General features: G+C 60.3%; 20 protein-coding genes and 1 pseudogene. 9 read left to right on the top strand and 12 right to left on the bottom strand.

Annotation, left to right across the window (positions count from 1 at the left end):
• Positions 1-3: 3 nt before the first annotated feature.
• The 3 genes from DFS13_RS33070 to DFS13_RS33060 all read right to left on the bottom strand — a co-directional run bounded on the left by DFS13_RS33070 (position 4) and on the right by DFS13_RS33060 (position 2,670).
• Positions 4-954: a xanthine dehydrogenase family protein subunit M gene (locus DFS13_RS33070; RefSeq protein WP_111442643.1), complete on the bottom strand. Its 951-nt coding sequence runs from the start codon at positions 952-954 to the stop codon at positions 4-6.
• Complete coding sequence (gene paoA, locus DFS13_RS33065) at positions 951-1,610, bottom strand: aldehyde dehydrogenase iron-sulfur subunit PaoA (RefSeq protein WP_059620090.1); 660 nt, start codon at positions 1,608-1,610, stop codon at positions 951-953. The genes DFS13_RS33070 and paoA overlap by 4 nt, the downstream gene beginning before the upstream one ends.
• 73 nt (positions 1,611-1,683) lie before the next feature.
• Positions 1,684-2,670 carry an aldo/keto reductase gene (locus DFS13_RS33060; protein ID WP_059620092.1) on the bottom strand — a complete coding sequence of 329 codons (987 nt, stop codon included), beginning with the start codon at positions 2,668-2,670 and terminating at the stop codon, positions 1,684-1,686.
• A gap of 370 nt (positions 2,671-3,040) precedes the next feature.
• On the opposite strand from DFS13_RS33060, the gene DFS13_RS33055 reads away from it, so the two are divergent.
• The 3 genes from DFS13_RS33055 to DFS13_RS33045 all read left to right on the top strand — a co-directional run bounded on the left by DFS13_RS33055 (position 3,041) and on the right by DFS13_RS33045 (position 6,214).
• On the top strand, positions 3,041-4,234 hold the full coding sequence (locus tag DFS13_RS33055; RefSeq protein WP_111442642.1) for an arabinose transporter: 1,194 nt from the start codon (positions 3,041-3,043) through the stop codon (positions 4,232-4,234).
• A 139-nt stretch (positions 4,235-4,373) separates the two neighbouring features.
• Positions 4,374-5,399, top strand: a complete 1,026-nt coding sequence (locus DFS13_RS33050; protein WP_111442641.1) for an aldo/keto reductase — start codon at positions 4,374-4,376, stop codon at positions 5,397-5,399.
• A gap of 47 nt (positions 5,400-5,446) precedes the next feature.
• The gene (locus DFS13_RS33045; RefSeq protein WP_111442640.1) at positions 5,447-6,214 is read left to right on the top strand and encodes a glucose 1-dehydrogenase; all 768 of its coding nucleotides are present in this window, start codon (positions 5,447-5,449) and stop codon (positions 6,212-6,214) included.
• A gap of 23 nt (positions 6,215-6,237) precedes the next feature.
• Here DFS13_RS33045 and DFS13_RS33040 read toward each other — a convergent pair.
• The 6 genes and pseudogenes from DFS13_RS33040 to DFS13_RS33015 form a co-directional block, all read right to left on the bottom strand.
• Positions 6,238-7,077: pseudogene (locus DFS13_RS33040) on the bottom strand (amidohydrolase family protein).
• Positions 7,078-7,379: 302 nt separating this feature from the next.
• On the bottom strand, positions 7,380-8,363 hold the full coding sequence (locus tag DFS13_RS33035; protein ID WP_059620102.1) for an aldo/keto reductase: 984 nt from the start codon (positions 8,361-8,363) through the stop codon (positions 7,380-7,382).
• A gap of 218 nt (positions 8,364-8,581) precedes the next feature.
• Positions 8,582-9,280 carry a type 1 glutamine amidotransferase domain-containing protein gene (locus DFS13_RS33030; RefSeq protein WP_111442639.1) on the bottom strand — a complete coding sequence of 233 codons (699 nt, stop codon included), beginning with the start codon at positions 9,278-9,280 and terminating at the stop codon, positions 8,582-8,584.
• The gene (locus tag DFS13_RS33025) at positions 9,277-10,341 is read right to left on the bottom strand and encodes an NAD(P)-dependent alcohol dehydrogenase (protein WP_059620105.1); all 1,065 of its coding nucleotides are present in this window, start codon (positions 10,339-10,341) and stop codon (positions 9,277-9,279) included. The genes DFS13_RS33030 and DFS13_RS33025 overlap by 4 nt, the downstream gene beginning before the upstream one ends.
• A gap of 104 nt (positions 10,342-10,445) precedes the next feature.
• The gene (locus DFS13_RS33020) at positions 10,446-10,745 is read right to left on the bottom strand and encodes a hypothetical protein (RefSeq protein ID WP_059620107.1); all 300 of its coding nucleotides are present in this window, start codon (positions 10,743-10,745) and stop codon (positions 10,446-10,448) included.
• Positions 10,746-10,776: 31 nt separating this feature from the next.
• Positions 10,777-11,343: a flavodoxin family protein gene (locus tag DFS13_RS33015; RefSeq protein WP_059620109.1), complete on the bottom strand. Its 567-nt coding sequence runs from the start codon at positions 11,341-11,343 to the stop codon at positions 10,777-10,779.
• A 182-nt stretch (positions 11,344-11,525) separates the two neighbouring features.
• Between DFS13_RS33015 and DFS13_RS33010 the strand changes: the two genes are divergently transcribed.
• The 6 genes from DFS13_RS33010 to DFS13_RS32985 all read left to right on the top strand — a co-directional run bounded on the left by DFS13_RS33010 (position 11,526) and on the right by DFS13_RS32985 (position 15,554).
• The gene (locus DFS13_RS33010; protein WP_059620110.1) at positions 11,526-12,431 is read left to right on the top strand and encodes a LysR family transcriptional regulator; all 906 of its coding nucleotides are present in this window, start codon (positions 11,526-11,528) and stop codon (positions 12,429-12,431) included.
• A 70-nt stretch (positions 12,432-12,501) separates the two neighbouring features.
• The gene (locus DFS13_RS33005) at positions 12,502-12,924 is read left to right on the top strand and encodes a putative quinol monooxygenase (RefSeq protein ID WP_111442638.1); all 423 of its coding nucleotides are present in this window, start codon (positions 12,502-12,504) and stop codon (positions 12,922-12,924) included.
• Between the two features lie 25 nt (positions 12,925-12,949).
• On the top strand, positions 12,950-13,360 hold the full coding sequence (locus tag DFS13_RS33000; RefSeq protein WP_059620112.1) for a DUF1330 domain-containing protein: 411 nt from the start codon (positions 12,950-12,952) through the stop codon (positions 13,358-13,360).
• A gap of 166 nt (positions 13,361-13,526) precedes the next feature.
• Positions 13,527-13,895 (top strand): antibiotic biosynthesis monooxygenase, encoded by a 369-nt coding sequence (locus DFS13_RS32995; RefSeq protein WP_111442637.1) that lies wholly within the window; start codon positions 13,527-13,529, stop codon positions 13,893-13,895.
• Between the two features lie 19 nt (positions 13,896-13,914).
• Positions 13,915-14,847, top strand: coding sequence for an NAD(P)-dependent alcohol dehydrogenase (locus DFS13_RS32990; RefSeq protein WP_111442636.1), 933 nt, complete (start codon positions 13,915-13,917; stop codon positions 14,845-14,847).
• Positions 14,848-14,849: 2 nt separating this feature from the next.
• Positions 14,850-15,554: a YafY family protein gene (locus DFS13_RS32985; RefSeq protein WP_111442635.1), complete on the top strand. Its 705-nt coding sequence runs from the start codon at positions 14,850-14,852 to the stop codon at positions 15,552-15,554.
• Between the two features lie 58 nt (positions 15,555-15,612).
• On the opposite strand, the gene DFS13_RS32980 is transcribed toward DFS13_RS32985, so the two are convergent.
• The 3 genes from DFS13_RS32980 to DFS13_RS32970 form a co-directional block, all read right to left on the bottom strand.
• Complete coding sequence (locus DFS13_RS32980) at positions 15,613-16,707, bottom strand: alpha/beta hydrolase (protein WP_241308702.1); 1,095 nt, start codon at positions 16,705-16,707, stop codon at positions 15,613-15,615.
• Positions 16,708-16,848: 141 nt separating this feature from the next.
• Positions 16,849-18,267: an aldehyde dehydrogenase family protein gene (locus DFS13_RS32975; protein WP_059620116.1), complete on the bottom strand. Its 1,419-nt coding sequence runs from the start codon at positions 18,265-18,267 to the stop codon at positions 16,849-16,851.
• A gap of 397 nt (positions 18,268-18,664) precedes the next feature.
• Positions 18,665-20,383 carry a sigma-54-dependent Fis family transcriptional regulator gene (locus DFS13_RS32970; RefSeq protein ID WP_059620118.1) on the bottom strand — a complete coding sequence of 573 codons (1,719 nt, stop codon included), beginning with the start codon at positions 20,381-20,383 and terminating at the stop codon, positions 18,665-18,667.
• Positions 20,384-20,567 lie beyond the last annotated feature (184 nt).

The following is a 20,567-nucleotide window of genomic DNA, read 5'->3' as shown; positions in this document are numbered from 1 at the left end:
GGATCAACCTCTCGCTTGTTCCATTACATAGGCGAGCGTGCGCTCCACCAGTGGAATCTTGAACGCATTCTGCTGCGTGGGCTGCGCCTCTTTCATCAACGCATTCGCGACGGCTGCAGCCCCGTGCCGCATCGCTGCGTCTGCGGATGCGACCCGCCACGGCTTCGGTGCGACACCGCCCAGCGCGACGCGGCCGCTGCCGTCCTCATGAACGATCGCAGCGACCGACACGAGCGCAAACGCATAGGAGGCCCGATCACGGACTTTCTGGTAGAAGTGACGGCCGCCGATCGGGCGCGGAAGCGTCACTGCCGTGATCAGCTCGCCGGGCACGAGCGCAGTCTCGACATGCGGCGTCGTGTCCGGCAATCGATGGAAATCGGCGATGGGGATCGTCCTCGTCTGTCCGTCGCCGCGAACCGTTTCCACCGATGCATCGAGTGCACGCAATGCAACGGCCATATCGCCCGGATACGTCGCAATGCAACTGGCGCTCGCGCCGACGACAGCAAGCTGCCGCGTGAATCCGCCGATCGCGGCGCAGCCGGAGCCGGGCATACGCTTGTTGCACGGCAGATTCGGATCGTAGAAATACGGGCAACGCGTGCGCTGGAGCAGGTTTCCGCCGGTCGTGGCCTTGTTGCGTAGCTGACCGGATGCGCCCGCAACGATCGCACGTACCAGGACCCCGTAATCGCGTCGCACTCGAGGATGCGACGCAAGCGCCGTATTGGTCACGAGCGTGCCGATTCGCAGTCCGCCTTCCGGTGTGTCGTCGATATGATCGAGCCCGATGTCCTGAATATCAACGAGGTGAGTCGGCGTCTCGATCTCCAGTTTCATCAGGTCCAGCAGGTTCGTGCCGCCAGCGATGAATTTTGCTCCCTGGCGCTGTGCGACGATGCTTGCCGCGTCCGCAGCACTTTTCGCCCTCTCGTAGGTAAACGCCTTCATGCACGGCTCCCCGCGACTTCGGCCATCGCATCGGAGATGTTCGAATACGCACCGCAACGGCAGAGGTTGCCGCTCATCCGTTCGCGCATCTCGACGCGTGTCGCCTCGGCGGGCGCCATCAGGTCGTCCGTGACATGACTGGGCACCCCGGCCTTGATTTCGTCCAGCACGGCAACGGCCGAACATATCTGACCCGGCGTGCAGTAGCCGCACTGATATCCGTCGTGCCTGATGAACGCAGCCTGCATCCGATGAAGTTCGGACGGCGTGCCCAACCCCTCAATCGTGGTGATCGCGTCGCCGTCGTGCATCACCGCGAGGCTCAGGCACCCATTGATCCGGATACCGTTCACGTGAACCGTGCATGCGCCACACTGTCCGTGATCGCAGCCCTTTTTCGTACCGGTCAAAAGGAGGTGTTCCCGCAACGCATCGAGCAACGTGGTCCGAGGATCGACGTCGAGGTGTCGATCGTTTCCGTTGACATTGAAGACGACGCGCATCGTGCTCGTCATCGGCGACGACTCGCTTGGCCCGGCCTCCCCGGCCGGCGACATGGCGTTGGCGGTATCGGGCAGAAAAGGGGTGACAGCGGAGACGGCGCCGGCGATCAGAAGGTGACGTCTCCTCGCATTCAGTTGTTCCGAATCGTCCATATGTCTGCACTCCTCTCGTTGCAGCGGGCGCGTGCCGGTCGACCGGCTGCGAACGCTCTTTCGATGGCCCGGTTCACCAGGCATAAGCTTCAGGCGCGGCGCCCCCTGGTCCTGGCCAGATTTCGTCGAGGCAGCGAAGCGTGTCGTCGGACAGTGCAATATCCAGCGCCCGCAATGCGGATCTCGTCTGCTCCACGGTTCTCGGCCCCACGATGGGCGCGGTCACCGCCGGATGATGGAGCAGCCAGGCCAATGCGACGTCCGCGGGGCGCTCGCCGAGGTCCTCGCACAGCGATTCCCATGCCTCCAGCTGTTGCCGGTGGCACGCGATCTTGCGCGCCATGTCGGGCGTGGCGCGCCGCCCCTCGAGCGTCCCGCGCAATACGCCCCCCAGCAGCCCGCCCCCCAACGGACTCCACGGAATCAAGCCCAGCCCATGATGACGACACGACGGGATCAGTTCGAGTTCAACGGTTCGCGCGGAAAGGTTGTAGAGACTCTGTTCGGCGATCAGTCCCATGAACTGACGCGAACGGGCCGCGGCTTGCGCGGTCGCGACGTCCCAGCCGGCGAAATTGCAGCTGCCGATATAGAGCACCTTACCCTGCTGCACCAACAGTTCCATCGCCTGCCAGACTTCCTCCCAGGGCGTCGACCGGTCGACGTGGTGCATCTGGTAGAGGTCGATATGATCGACCTTCAGCCGCTTCAGGCTGTCCTCGCAGGCACGGCGGATATGGTAGGCCGACAGGCGCCGGTCGTTCGGGCCGGTACCCATCGGCTGATAGACCTTGGTGGCAAGGACGATGCGCTCGCGACGGCCGCCTTGAGCGATCCAGCGTCCGATGATCTCCTCGGAGATGCCGAAACCCTTTTCAAGGTCGGGTGACTGCGGGCCACCGTACACGTCGGCCGTATCGATGAAGTTGATGCCCGAATCCAGCGCGGTGTCGAGGATCCCGAAGCTGGTGGATTCGTCCGCCCTATCACCGAAATTCATGGTGCCAAGACAGAGACGACTGACTTTCAGACCCGAGCGTCCGAGGTGTACGTATTGCATGCCGATGCCGCCGATGTAGGTTGTCGGATTCCGGTTTGGTGGCCTCACATCGGCAACTGCGGCGGTTCTCGCTCCCGCAGGCTCGCACGACGATGCGCCTCGACAGGACTTTAGCGGGAACGATGGTTGTCGAAAGCCCCCGTTCATTTGATGGCGCTGTGAATGACGCTCAACAACGGGCGGCGACGCCGCACGAATCGATGATGCATCCGTCGCAGTCACCGTCGCATTTGTGAATACAACTCATTGGTGCGTCAACCGAACGCCGGCTAAACAAACAGGCACCGTTACGCTAAATTCGACGCCAAGTAGCCCGCACGATACGCCGATCCGACGCTGAACCGATCGACGCTGACGCGTTCACCACTCGATGGAAATACCCGTGACACCACCGCAATACCATTCGGCAGCGGCAGACCGCTCTTTGCTTCCGCTGATGAGCTGCGTATTCACCGTGTTCCTGGTCACGGGCGCGGCGCTGTCCGCTTTGCCGCTGCACATTCACCACGACCTAGGCTTCGGAACATTCACCGTCGGTCTGGTCTCCGGCGCCCAGTTCGCATCGTCGCTGGTCTCTCGCCTGTGGTCCGGTGCGATTGCAGACCGGCGCGGACCGAAGTTCGCCGTTTCCACCGGTCTTGGACTGTCCGCGACGGCCGGACTCCTGTACCTGTTGTCGCTGACGTTCTCCGGCAACCCGTCACTGTCCATCGCGATCCTGCTCATGGGCCGCACGCTGCTCGGTGCCGCCGAGAGTTTCATCATGACCGGCTCGCAAAGCTGGTGCCTCGCTCTCGCCGGTCCGGGCCATGCCGGCAAAACGATCGCGTGGATCGGAACGTCGATGTTCGTCGCACTGGCGGCCGGCGCACCGCTCGGCAGCTTTCTGTTCGACGCATTCGGATTTGCTTCGATCGGGCTCGCCACTTCCGCCGGCGCGGTCGTGACGATGCTGCTGGTCAGCCCGGTTTCGGATGCCAGAACCCAGTCCAGCAATGCAGAAGCCGTCGGGAAAGTACTGAAAGCCGTCTGGCTGCCAGGACTCGGCATGGCATTTCCCGGCCTCGGCTACGGCATCATGACCGCGTTCTCCGTGCTGCTGTTCGTTCAACGCGGCTGGCAACCCGCATGGCTCTCCTTTACAGCATTCGCCGCTGCGCTGATGGTTGCGCGGGTTTTTTTCGGTGCATTGCCCGATCGCCTCGGCGGAGCCCGTACTGCGGTCATCTTCGTCGCCCTCTACAGCTTCGGCATGGCGCTCGTCTGGGCCGCCCCGGTTGCATGGCTGGCGTTTGCGGGAACGACGCTTGCGGGATTCGGCTACGCGCTCATCTATCCCGGTTTCGGCATGGAGGCTGTAGCAAGGGCGCCAACGGACGCCAGAGGGCTGGCCATGGGCATCTACACTGCGTTCATCGATCTCGCGCTCGGCGTCTTTGCGCCTCTGCTCGGCCTCGTTGCCAATGTAACGGGCCTCGGCGCCATCTTTCTCATCAGCGCGATTCTCGCCCTGTTCGCCCTGCCCATCGCGATGAGACTTCGTTCATCTACTGAAGCCGCTTGAGACGCGCATCTCACATGACAGGCGAGCGCGGCGTTACCTCTCGACAAGTGCGTCTGGCCGGTTTCCTATCCGGGTCGCCATCACGGTTTCGTAATCGCGCATCGTCGCTGTTCAAAATCTCGCTCATTCGGAGAAGCACATGCAATACGTCAATCTTGGCCGCACCGGCCTCAAGGTCTCGCGCCTTTGTCTGGGCTGCATGAGTTACGGGGAACCCGCCCGACTGCCCCAACCGTGGTCGTTGGATGAAGAGGCGTCTCGCCCGTTTTTTCGTCAGGCACTCGAGGCAGGAATCAACTTCTTCGATACGGCGAACATCTATTCCGGCGGCGGTTCCGAGGAAATTGTCGGGCGCGCACTTCGCGACATGGCGCGACGCGAAGAAATCGTCGTCGCAACGAAGGCATTCTTTCCGTGGAGAAATTCGCCCAATACCGGTTTCCTTTCGCGCAAGGCGCTGTTCCAGTCGATTGACGACAGCCTGAAGCGACTCGGCATGGACTACGTCGATCTGTACCAGATTCATCGCTTCGATCCCGGCACGCCGGTCGAAGAGACGATGGAGGCGCTGCACGACATCGTCAAAGCCGGAAAAGCGCGCTACCTCGGCGCCTCGTCAATGGAAGCATGGCGTTTCGCCAAGATGCAGCACGTTGCGGAGCGCAACGGCTGGACACGTTTCATCTCCATGCAACCGCAGTACAACCTGCTCTATCGCGAGGAGGAGCGCGAGATGCTGCCGCTTTGCATGGACCAGGGCGTCGGCGTCATTCCATGGAGCCCGATGGCGCGAGGCAGGCTGACGCGCGACTGGAGCGAAAGCACACATCGAACGAAGAACGATGCGTTCGCGATCCAGATGTATCTGAATACGGAGGCGCAGGACCGGAAGGTGATCGACGTGGTCGCCAGGCTTGCCGACGATCATGGCGTTCCACGGGCGCACGTCGCGCTCGCGTGGCTGCTGGCGAAGCCCGGTGTGACCGCTCCGATCATCGGAGCGACGAAGCCTGAGCATCTTGCAACGGCGATCCGCGCGCTCGACTTCTCGTTGACCGGCGATGAAATCAACGCGCTGGAGGCGCCCTATATCCCTCATCCAGTCGATGGGATCGTTCCGCCGCTTCCTGATGGTCCACCGACCCTTACTTTGCCACGTAACTGAAAGCGAAATACATCGACTTCGACGGTCTTCCATCAGGGAAATGGAACATGAATCCGATCTATGACTTCAAAGGTCAGGTGGCCTTCGTAACCGGGGCTGCGATGGGCATGGGTCTCGCTGCAGCCCGTGCATTTGCGCAAAGCGGGGCCTCCGTGGTCCTGGCCGATCGTGACGGGAACCTCGCCTTGCGGGAAGCGCAAAATATCGTCGACGAAGGCGGCATCGCAACAGGTATCGCGTGCGACGTCACCGACGAAGCCCAGGTCGCTGCTGCAGTCGACCACGCGGTCGCCGAGTATGGCCGGCTCGACATGGCATTCAACAACGCCGGCATCCAGGTGCCGCCCAGCGATGCGGCGGACGAGCCGGCCGAGCATTTCCAGCGCGTGGTAGCAGTCAACCAGTTCGGCGTCTGGGCAAGCATGAAGCACGAACTGCGCATAATGCGCGCCCAGGGATCCGGCGCGATCGTCAACAACTCGTCGCTCGGCGGGCTGGTCGGCCTGCCTGAGCGTGCCGCCTATCACGGCACGAAGCATGCCGTGCTGGGGATGACGAAGAGCGCTGGTGTCGAATACGCGTCCCGCGGCATACGCATCAACGCCGTTTGTCCCGGCACCATCGATACGCCGATGGTGCAGGACATGCTGACGGGGCAAGCCGATGCCATGAAAGTGATACTGAAGGACCAGTCCATCGGTCGCCTCGGACGAGCAGATGAAGTGGCCGCCGCCGTACTATGGCTGTGCAGTCCCGGTGCGAGCTTCGTCGTGGGCGTCGGCTTGCCGATCGATGGGGGCTTCACGGCCCACTAAGCACGTCCCCCGACTTCGCGTCATCATTCCGGGCTGCGCGGTGTCGCTCCCTGGCACAACCGTTCCCAATTCCGGTGAGCAAATTTGGCCTTGTCGCCACCATCAAGAGCGAGCCCGTTTACGAAATTCCTGGCGTCGCCGCCCGCACGGTACTGGTATGGATAATCAGTGGAGAAAAGAATGCGATCCGGACCGACTGCTTCAATCGCCCGTCGCAGATAGCTTTCGCTGAACATGCCGCTCGACGTCAGATAGAGATTGCCTCGCACGTATTCAACAAGCGGCTTTTGCAAATTCGACACCCGATCCAGCATGGCAAGCCGCTCGAGATAGAAGATCACAACCTCCCCCCAGTGTCCGAGAATCACCTGCAGATCGGGATAACGGTCGAAAACGCCAGCGAGAACCATGCGCAGGAATTCGATTCCGGCCTCGTAATGCCAACCGAGACCGAATGTCGAAAAAGCCAGATCGATCGATGGCGAAAAGCCGCCGTAGTATGCATCTCGCACGACGGCCTGCGGAATCTGCGGATGAATCAGCAACGGGACACGAAGCTCGGCCGCTCACGCATAGGTAGGTTCAAACAGCGAGTCATCGAGATGCCTGCTCCCCACGCGGCCGTAGAGAATAGCGCCCTTGGCGCCCAGCTCCGTCACGGCTCGACGCAGTTCGTTGGCCGCAGCATGCGGACTGGCAAACGGTAGCGCGGCGAGTGCCTGGAAGCGCGCCGGATTGCGGTGCACGGTTTCAGCCAACAGGTCGTTCACGCGTCGAGCCAGGCCAGTGCCGTGGTTCCCGAGATTGTTCAACCCGGGTGTGGTCAACGACAGAACCTGCTGCTCAACGCCAGTTTCGTCCATCAGAGCCAGTCGTTTCTCGCCGAGGTCGGCGAGGCGCTCGTCGAGGACCGCCGTGTTGAGGTCCAGGCTACCGTCGTCTGCGCCGGGGATGGTCAGCCACGCGTCCTTGATATCGGCCGGCAGGACATGTTCTTCGATTCCCACGATCTTCATTGCCGCACCCCTCTACTGCAGTTGAAATGTCTGCCACGGGCTGGACCCGCACGACCGACGCAAACCGGCCGATCTCCTGCAATCCCGGAGCGCATGCCGGCATCGCACATCGTCCGCCAATACACGCCGTTGTGGCGATCACGTCCGGTCTATTGCCCGGAAAAGCGCAGCATGGCCTCCGGGTACCGAGCCCCCTTGACGCAGATGTTCGCCTGCCGGATCACGTCGAGGTCGTCCTGATCCAGCGTCACGCTCAGCGCACCGATGTTCTCCTCGAAGCGTTCGAGCTTGCGCGTGCCGAACAGCGGCACGATCCACGGCTTCTGTGACAGCAACCACGCGAGCGCTATCTGGGCGGGTGTCGCGCCGTGTTTTTGTCCGATTCGTCGGATGAGATCCACCAGCTTCTGGTTCGCGACGCGAGCCTCTTCGGCAAACCGCGGCGTTTGCGCACGGATGTCGGAGCTGTCGAACGTGGTGTCGACGTCGATCCTGCCTGTCAGAAAACCCTTGCCAAGCGGGCTATACGGCACCAGCCCGATACCCAGCTCTTCGAGCGTCGGGATGATCTCCGCCTCGGGCTCGCGGGTCCACAGCGAATACTCGCTCTGCAGCGCCGCGAGCGGCTGCACCGCATGCGCGCGGCGAATCGATTGCGCACTTGCCTCGGACATGCCGAACCACAGCACCTTGCCCTCGGCTATCAAATCTTTCACCGTGCCTGCGACGTCTTCCATCGGCACTTCGGGGTCAACCCTGTGCTGATAGTACAAATCGATATGATCAGTACGCAGGCGCCGCAAGCTGCCCTCGATGGACCGGCGGATCTGAGCCGGTTTGCTGTTGACTCCGCCCCGGTGTTCGCCCGTGTCCTGATCGATGTCCCAGCCGAACTTGGTCGCGATCCTGACCTTGTTACGCATTGGTGCGAGGGCTTCGCCCACCATCTCTTCATTGGTCCACGGGCCATAGACTTCTGCGGTGTCGAAGAAATCCATGCCACGCTCGACGGCCGCGCGAATGAGGGCGATCATCTCTGCGCGGTCGGGCAATTCACGCGCCTTGCCGTAGCCCATCGCCCCGAGAGATAAAGCCGATACTTCAAGCCCTTGGCCAAGTTTTCGCTTGATCATGCCGCATCTCCTGTTTCGTCGTGCGGTGTGACGCAAACCGTTGCAGCGCATGTCTGCTCTCGAGCATTGGCTCAAGGCGGCTGGATGACCAGGCGCCCGGTCTACAATTACCCGCCGACAATGCCGACAATCAAACACGACCGAATTCACTACCGATTCCGCGATCCGCAGCCTGGATCAGGACGTGGCAATCGCCAGTCCAACGATTGGCTCCGTCTTCAGGCCGTCTGGCCGACGTTGAGCTGGTTGACGACTGCGTGCCCCACGGCATGCGCGGACGCCGGATTCTGGCCGGTCACGAGGCGCCCGTCGATGACGACATTCTCGCTCCAGTTCGGCGCAGGACGGTGCATCGCACCGCGCTGCTTCAGCGTGCTCGCCAGCAGATAGGGCACGACCTTCGTGTAGTTGACCTCGGCTTCCTCTTCGTCGGTGAAACACGCAAGATTCTTGCCGGCTACAAGGTAGCTGCCGTCGGAGAGCGTCGCGTTAACCAGCGCAGCCGGTCCGTGACAGACCGCCGACACGATGCCGCCGGCTTCCCAGATCTCGCGAACGACTTTCTGCACAGCCGGGCTGTCGGCGAAGTCCCACATCGTGCCGTGACCACCGGCAAAGAAAACGGCCGAATAGTGTGATGGTTCGAGATCGCCGAGCACGCGTGAATGGGCGAGCTCGTCGCGAAAATGCTTGTCCTGCCAGTAGCGATCATTGATGGGATCCGTCAGATCGAAGAAGTCGATTGGCGGATGACCGCCACGAATCGAGGCGATTTCCACCGGGATGCCGGCTTCTTCGAACACGGCAAGCGGATGCGTCAACTCGACCATCGCAAAACCGGTCGGCTCGCCCGAATCGCCGCGGATCGGGTGACTGGTGACCACGCACAGGATAGGTTTGATGCGGGTGCTGTTCATGCTTGCTGTCCTGAGGTTTCGAGTGAAGTCATGTCAATGACGAAACGATATTTCACGTCGCTTTTCAACATGCGCTCATAGGCTTCGTTGATCTTCTGGATAGGGATGATCTCGACGTCCGAGACGATGCCGTGCTCGCCGCAGAAATCGAGCATTTGCTGGGTATCGCGCAGGCCACCGATGAACGACCCCGAGATCGCCTTGCGGCCACGCACCACCGATCCGGCATTCACCGGGGTGCTGAGTGGCCCCATGTAGCCGACTAGTACCAGCACGCCTTCCAACGCAAGGGTCGGCATATAAGGATTGACGTCGTGATCATAAGGGACCGTGTCAATGACCACGTCGAATCGGCCGGTAACGGCCTTCATCTGTTCGGGGTCGTTCGACAGCACCACATGATCGGCACCGAGGCGGACCGCATCGTCTTCCTTGCCCGCCGAACGGGTGAACAGCGTGACATCGGCACCAAGCGCCTTGGCCAGTTTCAAGGCCATGTGACCGAGCCCGCCGAGCCCAATGACCGCGACCTTGCTCTCCGCCCCAACATTCCAATGGAGCAGCGGCGACCATGTTGTGATGCCGGCGCAAAGGAGCGGTGCCGCGCCTGCTGGATCAAGGCCGTCGGGGAGAGACAGTACGAACTTGTCGCGCACGACAATCACGTCCGAGTAGCCGCCATACGTGATGCTGCCGTCCTGCCGATCGACGCTGTTGTAACTGAACGTGGAACCCTCGACGCAGTCTTGCTCCCATCCCTTCAGACAAGGTTGGCAGTGCTGACAGGAATCGACCATGCAACCGACGCCGACCATCTCGCCCACCTTGAAGCGAGTCACGTTCTCGCCGACCTGGCGCACGCGTCCTATGATCTCGTGGCCAGGCACGATCGGATAGGTGGTAAAGCCGCCGTGGTTGCGTGCCATGTGCAGATCGGTATGACAGACGCCGCAAAAGAGGATATCGATCACCACATCGTCTGACCGCGGAGCTCGCCGCTTGAAGTCGAGATGCTGGAGCGGATCGTTGGCCGAATAAGCTGCGAATCCTGTTGCGTTCATGAAGTGTGGTCCTCGTCGCGCGTCGCGCGACCACGGTAGAAAGATGGCTCGATCAGGTCATACGCGGTGACATGACCAGTCGTGATACACCCGACGTCCCAGACTCAGGCAATGCCGGGAGCGAACAGGGCCTCCCAGTTCGTGAAGGGGCCAAGGGGGATGACGTCCCAGCCGATCAGACCGGCCTTGGCCAGCGGAAACTCAGCAAGCGCAATTCTTGCGGCCTCGACAGACTCGGCTTCCGCGATGATGGCGACACCGGGACGGTCCTGTCGAAAATAGATGTCGCGGATGATGCCCCCTTTGTACATCTGCCACGCATGGCGGGCTTCGTCCTGCATGTGTGGCTGGTATTTCTCGAGGCTGGCGCCCGGCTGGGGGACATCGAGGCAAAGCAGTTTCATCGTTGGTTTTCCTTAAGCGATGCAGAACGGTTCAGGCGGGTTGGAGGCGGCCGGCTATCGTCGCCACGCGGCGACCGAGGTACTGGGCTGTCATGAGGTCGCTTGCCGGCGGCGCTACATCGGGTGCCTGATCCACGTTCGCATGGGTCATGACACCCAGCCAGCTGCCCAGCCGGTTCAGATCGTCAGCGCTGGCGGTGCTGCTGTTGTTGCCGGGCATGAGGTCGAGGCCAACCCAGATCATCCCGTGCTGTGCGGCGAACAGCGCCATCGATACCAGCGAGTTCAGCTTGTCGCCGTGCTGCGCACCGGAGTTCGTGAACCCTGCGGCGATCTTGTTGCGCCATTTCAGTGCGGTCCATGCAGCCTTCGTGGAATCCTCGAAGAACTGCTTGAGCCGGGCGCTGATCATGCCGTTGTAGGTCGGCGAACCGAAGATAATCGCGTGGCTCGCTTCGAGCGTTGCCCAATCGACGCCATCAGCGACTGCAAACAGCTTCACCTCGGCCCCATGGATCTGCCGAACTCCTTCCGCGACGGCCTCTGCCACGCGCGCGGTGTGGCCGTAGCCACTGTCATGCACGATTGAAATCAACACCGGTGTTTGTCCTTGCCTTGAAGGTTTGCGCGTCTCGAGAGTCGGTTGAATGGGCAGCGCGTCACAAGCGCACCCGAAAATCTCGTTGCTGGTTGAACACTTTAAAGTAGAATTTTGAGAAGCATGGGTGGAAATAATTCCCATCTGTGCTTCCTTAATTTCTACAATCGCGGAGCAGATCTGTGCGTGACCGATTCGATGGCGTGCAATTGTTTGTGGAGGTCGTCGAAGCAGGCGGCTTTGCGAAAGCCGGTGAACGGCTTTCGCTGACGCGCTCGGCGGTCGGAAAGGCTATCGCGCGTCTCGAGGAGCGGCTCGGGGTGCAGTTGTTTCAGCGCACAACCAGGAATCAGTGTCTGACCGAGGACGGACAGCAATATTACGAGCGCTGCCTTCGAGCAATCGAAGAGATGCGCGCTGCGGAAACCATGCTGGAAAACGGCCGCCGGGAAGTGGTCGGGAAGTTGCGCGTCACGCTCCCCACGCTGTTCGGCCGCTACTGTGTCGCCCCGATCCTGCGATCGTACGCGCGAGCGCATCCGAAGCTCGAACTGGAATTGAACTTCAGCGATCGTCAGGTCGACGTGATCGCCGAGGGTTTCGATCTCGCGGTGCGCAACGGCGTGGCGGGTACCGGCACCACGCTGCGAGCACGCCTGCTGGTCAACCAGCGCAAGGTACTGTGTGCATCGCCTGCCTATCTCGCAACGAGAGGCGAGCCGCACACGCTGGCCGATCTTGCGAAACACGACCTGCTCCCCTACTGGCGCAACGAGCACGGTTTGCTCTGGCAGCTTCCTGACGCGACCGATACGCTTGTCGATTTTCAGCCCACTTCGCGCTTGCGTTTCGACGATCTCGAGGCAATCGCCGATGCCGCTGTCGACGGCATGGGCCTGGCCTGGATTCCCTACTGGCTGATTCGCGACCGGATGCGACGTGGCGAACTGGTCGAGATCTGGGGACATCGGCCGACGGCCGTCGTCGAGGGCTACGCCGTTTGGCCGGCAGCGCAGTATCTTCCGCTGCGCTGCCGTCTGGCTATCGATGTCCTCGCCTCGGAACTGCCGAAACGCGTCGAGGCGTGATCGCACAGTCCCGCTCGAACACGCCATCCGAAAACTTCGCCCTCCATCAACCAAACCAGCGAGACCTCATATGCCTGAACGTCGCATTCGGTTGAGAACATGGCTGCTTGCCGCAGCCACGCTCTGCAGCCCCGGAACGAACGTGCTGCATGCCCAGGAACCGGACAAGACCGTAGTGCGCATCGCCGAACTAGTGATCGATCCGGCACAACTGGAGACCTACAAAGCGATCGTCAAGGAAGAGATGGACGACTCCGTCCGGCTCGAACCCGGCGTGCTCGCCATCTACTCGGTCGCCGTCAAGGACAAGCCGAACCATCTGCGTTTCTTCGAGATCTATGCCAGCGACGAAGCCTATCGGGCGCATATCGAAGCTCCGCACTTCAAGAAATATGTCGCACTCACACAGCGGATGATCCAGTCGCGCACGCTGATCGAGACGACGCCCGTACAGCTCAGCGCCAAAGCGCGGCAACCGAAGGCGGTTGATTGACCCTGCTCACGACGGAGTTCCCTGCATGAAACGGAAACACACCTTGCTTGCCGCAATCGGCGCGACCGCTACATTGACCATGAGTGTGTTGGCCGCGCATGCTCAAACGCCAACTTCCGAATCCCCACTCACGCATGGCAAAACGCCGGCGTACTACATCGCCGACTTCGAACTCACCGATCCGGAAGGCATTAAGCCATACCGCGATCAGGTGGATGCAACATTCAAACGCTACAGCGGACGTTACATCGTGCGTGCGGGCCATGTGGATGGGCTGGAGGGCAATCCGCCGAACCATCGTCTGATCATCATCGAGTTCGACAGCCTCGACCTGGCCCGCGCGTGGTACAACTCGCCCGAGTACGCCCGAATCCGCCCGTTCCGCCAGCGCTCCGGCCACACGAATGCGTACATCGTCGAAGGACTGCCGCAGTAGCTGATGATGTGTCGGGCATTCGCTCGTTCAAACCCTGGTTCGAAACGATGCTATGCAACAAGCGCGTTCGAATGGTGCCAGAAACTGGCACCACCCCTGCATAGAATGGCTCCGCGAACAAAGGGCAGCGAACCGCGCTCCCCTATTACCGCGAAGGATCTGCGCCATGCCTCGATTCGAACCGCCCAACCCCATTTATCCGGTAGCCCGCCAGGCAGATATCGACACCGGCCCCATCGCTATGGACAATCCCCTGACGATGGGGCCGGAAGACGAGGCCGCGTTGCTTGCGGCATGGGCCGCCGATTCGCTGTCCATGAAGCGCCAACCGGACTTCATCTTGACGCAGTTGCATCACGCGATCGGCGAGAACCCGACCTACCTCAACCGTGCCGTCCTTGATCGCGTGGCCGCACGGCGCAATGCCTTCAGAACGCCCGAGTTCCAGGACGGGCTCAAGGCACACCCGGCATCCGTCGTGGCCCGGCCACCCTGCTTCGCCAAGGTCGCGGTTCCGGACCTGTGCACGGCTTGACGCTGAGGTAGCAACACACATGAAACGCATTCAATACAGCCGCTATGGCGGCCCGGAGTTCATGCGCGTGGAGGATTTCCAATTGGCTGCGCCGGGCAAAGGCGAAGTGGCCGTGCAGGTCAAGTTTGCCGCCATCAATCCGATCGACTGGAAGTTACGCAATGGACAGATGAAGATTGTTACCGGCGAGGCTTTTCCCCGCGCGATGGGCATGGATTTTTCGGGGACGGTCATCGGCGTCGGTGCCGGTGTGACGCGCCACAAAGCAGGCGACGCGGTATTCGGTCTCGCCCGCTTCAAGGAAAGCGGCGCGCTTGGGGAAGCAGTCGTGACGAAGGATGACTTTCTAGCGACGAAGCCCGAGAACATTTCGTTCGAGGCCGCGGCGTGCCTCGGCACCCCCGGTGTCACGGCATGGAACGGGCTGATCGACAAAGCGAAACTGCGAACCGGCCAGCACGTCTTCATCAATGGCTGTGCCGGAGCGGTCGGTGAAGCGGCCGTGCAGATCGCCCAACTTTTCGGTGCCGTCGTCTCCGGCAGCTGTAGTGCCCGAGACATGGAGCGAGCAACATCACTGGGTGTACAGCACATCTACGATTACCGGACGAGCGATCTATCGAAAATCACTACACGCTTCGATGTGGTTTACGATACCGCGACCACCATGACGGTATCGGACGGCCTGGCCATGCTGTGCCGCGGCGGCGTGTTCCTGGATCTTGACCCAGGCCCGGCCAAGCTTATTCGGGCGATTTTCGATCGACGGCTCAAGCCCATCATCGGTTCGCCGCGGGCGGAGCTTCTGGAAAAGCTGGCGAGCGCCGCTCGGGAAAACAGATTCAAAATTCCCATTGGAGAAATCGTTTCCCTGAACGGTGCCATCCAGCTGATTACCGAGCTGGAAAGAGGCCGTAAGCTCGGCGGCAAAGGCGTCGTGGCGATGGAGTAAGCATGGCCAGAAGTCATCGACTGTTCGATCTGATGCAAGCGCTTCGACGACACCGAAGAACAGTGTCGGGAAAAGCGCTTGCGCTGGAACTCGGCGTGTCGCTACGCACCATCCGTCGCGACGTCGCAACGCTGCAAGACATGGGCGCCGATATCGATGGAGAGCCGGGTGTCGGCTACATCTTGCGACCAGGATTCCTTCTGCCACCACTCTCGTTCACTGCGGATGAAATCCAGGCGCTAGTCATCGGAGCGCAGTGGGTCAGCCACCAAACGGACGACGCACTTGCCCTTGCCGTGACGAATGCATTGGCCAAGATCGACGCTGTTTTGCCCCCTGACATGCGAACGGCACTCCAGGACGATACGGTCTACGTGGGTCACCCGCTGAAGACCCAAGCGGCACTCGACTTGAGCGACATCCGCCGGGCGCTTCGCGAACAGCGCAAGTTGCGTATCACCCTGTCGATCGAACATGCACCCACTGACGAACAAGTTGTCTGGCCGATCATGTTGGGTTTGATCGACGGCAAGCGGTTTATCGCCGCCTGGTGCGAGCTGGATAGCCGATTCCGAGTGATCGGTATGGATGACATTGCTACCGCGGACGTTCTCGCCGAACGCTACACTCGCAACCGCCGGCAGCTAGTCAAGGAATGGCGCACCCAGGAGATGTGTCCATGCAATAGCCAAGGCACCGTTTGCTAACGAGTTGGATTGGGTCCAGTCGGACTGCCGGAACCGGTGAGATACGCCTGCAATATCGTTAGGGATGCAGATACTTGTCGAAGAACGCGCTCAGATCCGCAAAGTGCGCCTTGGTCTCCGGTGCATCGGGAGAAAGGAGATACTGATAGTGAGACAAGCCTTCGAAAACGATCAGATCTGCCGTCACGCCGGAATCTCGCATCTTGCGATGAACTCTCAAGGTGTTGCTTAGAAACAGATCACGAGACCCAGTCGTGAGTATCGCAGGAGGGAAACCGTGAAAATCACCATAAACGGGGGAAAGCATCGGATCCTTTGGATCGTGCCCGTTCGCATACAGCGTCGCCGCATCACCAAGCCATCCGCTGTAACTGACAAGCACATTGTCGATACCTCTATTAGTAAAGTACGTGTCGCCAGTCTCGGTGAGATCGGACCACGGCGTGCCCGGTGCGATGGCCCCGGGAACAGGCAGTCCTTCCGCTTTGGCGCGGAGGACCAAAGCCAGCGTCAAGGCGCCGCCGGCTGAATCGCCAAATACCGCGATTCTGTTGGGATCCGTGCCTTTTATGACTTCCTTATAAACCGCAACCGCATCGTCCAAGGCTGCCGGATAGGGATGGTCAGGTGGCATGCGGTAATCGATCGCCAACACTCTGGCGTGTACGAAGCCAGCCATCAGAATGGCCTCGTACAGCCCTGCTCTACCGGGATTCAATACGTAGCCGCCTCCGTGGAGATTGAGAAAAAGTCTGTTCTCATTGCGTTCCGACACAATGTTTGGCAAGACTTTAAAAACGTTGACCCCTGCGATCTTTTCCGGCTGAACTGTCACACCCATCTTCAAGATTAGATCAGCCAGGCGTTTGTCAGTTGCGTCTGCCAACCTGCCAACCCAGCGTTTCCATTCCGCCCGTGTCTTCGGATGATCGTCCCAAAATGGAGGTGGCCCCGCCGCGATTATCGTTTGAATTTCCGGGCTGACCGTAGTCGGAACAGGGATCACGCGATTAGCTCGATTCAGCCCACTCTCGTAGGCGTTCGCGGAACCCAGCATCAACAAGGTCAGGGCAAACAGGAGCAGAAAGCGACCACCTTGCGCCACGGGTTTTCTCCTTTCAACCTGCTGAATCAGGGAACTGAAGCTCGCCACCGATGCATTCTCCTGGAATCCGAGAACCGCGCTTCATCAGCTCGCGCCCCGTTTTTTGCAACACATTGCACCGCTAAGGCGCCGCTTGCCCTGGCTGTCGGCAGCCCCCGACAGCGATAGCCACGGCGCCGCGACAGACAATCAGGCGAAACCGATCATGGCCTTCGTTTCGAGATATTCCTCCATCCCGAACACGCCCATTTCACGACCGTTACCCGATTTCCGATACCCTCCCATCGGAGCGACTGTGTTCGCGGGCGCACCGTTGAAGAAAACGCGACCAGCGTTCAATTTGCGACAGACGTTCAGTCCTTTTTCGCGATCCTTGGTGAAGACGTATGCACCAAGTCCATATTCGGTATCGTTTGCGATCTCGATCGCTTGTTCTACCGTGCTGTACGTCAGGACCGAAGTGACCATCCCGAAGATTTCCTCACGAGCAATCGTCATATCAGGAGTGACATCGGCAAAAATCGTAGGACGAACGAAGAATCCGCGGTCCAACCCGTCCGGACGGCCTGGGCCCCCGCAAACCAGACGCGCGCCTTCCTCGAGGCCCACATTGATGTAGTGCTGAATCCGATCGAACTGTGCGCGATTAACCACCGGGCCGTGTGTCGTTGCGGGGTTTTTCGGGTCGCCGATACACATGTCGGCGACGGCTTCGCGAAGATAGCCGAGCACTTCTTCGAGTTGATCCTGATGCACGAGAAGGCGCGTCGGAGAATGGCAAGACTGCCCGCTGTTCGAAAAACCACGTGTCGCGTTATATACCGCGGCCGCCCGCAAATCGGCGTCCGGCAGGACAATGTTCGCCGACTTGCCGCCGAGTTCCTGCGCGACACGCTTTACCGACGACGCAGCCGCCTCGGCCACGAGAATCCCGGCACGGGTCGAGCCGGTAAACGACACGATGCCAATATCCTCGTGCGCGCTGATCGCGTTGCCGACGGTTGGACCGTCGCCGTTCACAAGATTGAATACCCCGTTGGGCACCCCTGCCTCGTGAAGAATTTCGGCCAGGATCAACGCGCTCACGGGCGTGAATTCAGACGGTTTCAGCACGACTGGGCAGCCTGCTGCGAAGGCCGACGCGAGCTTGTTGCAAATGAGCTGGTTTGGCCAGTTCCAGGGGGTAATGAGCCCGGCCACGCCAATCGCTTCACGACGAATGATGCTGACGCCCAGCCAACTCTCGAATTCGTAACCCTTGAGCGTCTCGATTGCCTGCCGAAGCGCGGCAAGGCCGGACGCCGTATGTTGTTTCAACGAACACGGCGTACCCATCTCCTCGGTGAGTGCCGCCATGATGTCGTCTTCGCGGCGCAGGTAGACCGCGACGATGTTATCGAGGAGTTCGATCCGCTCCTGCTTGGACGCGGCACTAAAGGCCGGGAACGCACGCTTGGCTGCCTGCACCGCTCGGTCCACGTCCGCGGCACTTCCCAACGCCACGACGCCGAAGGTCTCCTCCGTCGCGGGGTTGACGAGGTCAAACGGCCGCGACTCGACGGGATCGACCCACTCGCCATCAATGTAGAACTGCTCGAATTTTCGCATTGTCTCGGTTTTAACGGTTGAGGTATGCAAACCACCTCGCAAGAGATGTGCCATCAGATCTATTCGTGGCACTCAACCGATCTCTCAGGCCGACCATTGAACGATTTCGAATCGATTGTCCGCACGGTAAGCACGATTGTCTTCTACACGAGCACGAGGCTCGACGATCGTATCTGGCGTCTGAATCACGTCACCCGCTGCGCTCGCGAATCAGGTTCGCAGCTTTGTCGGGCTCGGCGATCCGGTGTGCACGGCATCGCCTGATATTTTCGCGATCGCTGACGTCGTAAAAGCCATTCCGTCAGCAATCCCACAAACAATATGCCATCGAGCAAACGAGAGACGCGCTTGCATCGTCACAATCATGTGACTCCGCTATCCGGCCTCACACGGTCTGTCAAGACGTGGTCATCCCCATTTGGGCAAGCCGTTTATATAGATATGACCGCGAGATTCCGAGGCTCGAAGCCACTCGCTTCTTGTTTCCGCCGAATTGCGTCATCGCCTTCCGGATGAGTTGCTCCTCGACCTGCTCCACTGCGCTACTCACGCGCATCGTGTCCGACTGGCCCAGTGAAGGCGGATGCGACGACTGATTCGAGAACGTCGGAGCCATCACGGCCGCCTGAGGACCTGCATCCGACAGATCGATGATGCCGAAGTCGGTTGCATCAATGATGTCCGTGTCGCTGAATATGGCGGCCCGCTCGACCGTATGCATCAGCTGTCGCACGTTACCCGGCCATGAATGTGCTTGGAGATAGGCAAGCGCATGGTCCGACAGCCGCTTCGGCCGCTGCCCGTGCCGTTCCGCAAACTGGTCAAGCGCCAGATCCGCAAGCAGCGGGATATCGTCGAGTCGCTCGCGAAGCGCCGGTAGTCGAATGACGACCGCTCCGATTCGATAGAACAAATCGAGCCGAAACGTCCCGTCGGCAATCATCGCTTCGAAGTTGCGGTTGCTCGCGCTGATCAAACGGAAATTGGAGTTTCGTGCTTCGGTTCCGCCGACACGCTGGAACGACCCGTCCTGCAACACGCGCAGCAACTTCACCTGCACGTCGGCCGGCATGTCTCCGACCTCGTCGAAAAACAGGCTCCCGGCATCTGCCTGCTCTATCTTGCCGCGCCGGCCTTTGCGTTCAGCACCGGTGAATGACCCGCCCTCATAACCGAACAGCTCACTCTCGACCAGCGTCGACGGTAATGCCGCCGCGTTCACCATCACCAGATTGCCATCCCGCCGGGCGCTTAACTTATGAATCGCGTGCGCCGCCAATTCCTTGCCCGTTCCGCTTTCCCCTGTCAGCAGAACCGGTACATCGAGCGGCGCAACCTTCACGATTTGCTGCTTCAAGCGCTGCATCGCCTGACTGTCCCCGACAATCTGATCCAGACCGTAGCTCCGATTTTTCAGATCCTTCAGCTCGCGCCTGTAGTACGCCACCTCCGACTTCAATTTCGTCAACTCCGTCGAGAACGACTGCAATTGCTCAGGTCCCTTGAACATGACTTGACCAATCGCGCCGACGGTCTCCCCACGAGCGTTCTTGATCGGATGTCGCGTGACAACCCGCGTCACGCCTCGCATCTCCTGAATTGCGCCAATCTCCGCCTTACCGGACGACGCGACCTGATCGAGCCGTGTATTTTCGATTACCTCGGATACGTGACGGCCAACCGAGCTGCCAGGTTTCATTCCGAAAAAGCGCTCATGGACGGGGCTGATATACCGCAGCACCCCGTCGCGATCGACGACGGTCAGCGCCTCGAATGGATTCGTCAGAAAATGACTGAGGATGTCGCTCGCGAAATCAACGGAACCGACGAATTCGAACAGCGCATCGCGTCCATCTCGAAGCAGCGCAACGAGTATCGTCGCGTCCGTGGCCGGTAACACGATTACCACAACCGACGAAGAATCGGGACCTTCAACCGAGAAAAGGTGTTGCTGGCGACGCCGTGCTTCGTGCCAACCCGCGATGATTCTCGTCGCCATTTCGCGTTGCTCGACGATACCGGTCGCCATCATCTCCTTTCCGTCTGACGACAGAATCAAAACGCCACGCAGCGACGCCGCCGTCACACCAGGCCTTGCCAAATCGAGTGTCTCCATGGTGTTATCCCTATGTCTCCGTGGCGATCATTGAATCGCTTTTTTTGGATGTGTCTTCACCGCGGACATAGCCTATCACCACGATACCCAATGATTAGTGAGCCGAATCGACAGTACCTGTCTATCGGACTCATCAATCTTTCGACGTCACCGTGGCGACCGCCCGCACTGCCGCTTCGTCGCT

Origin of the sequence: Burkholderia sp. 28_3, from assembly GCF_003253915.1 — a bacterium.
GTDB lineage: Bacteria > Pseudomonadota > Gammaproteobacteria > Burkholderiales > Burkholderiaceae > Burkholderia > Burkholderia cenocepacia.
Note: the sequence above shows the minus strand (reverse complement) of the source record. Positions and strands in the feature narration are given on the sequence as shown.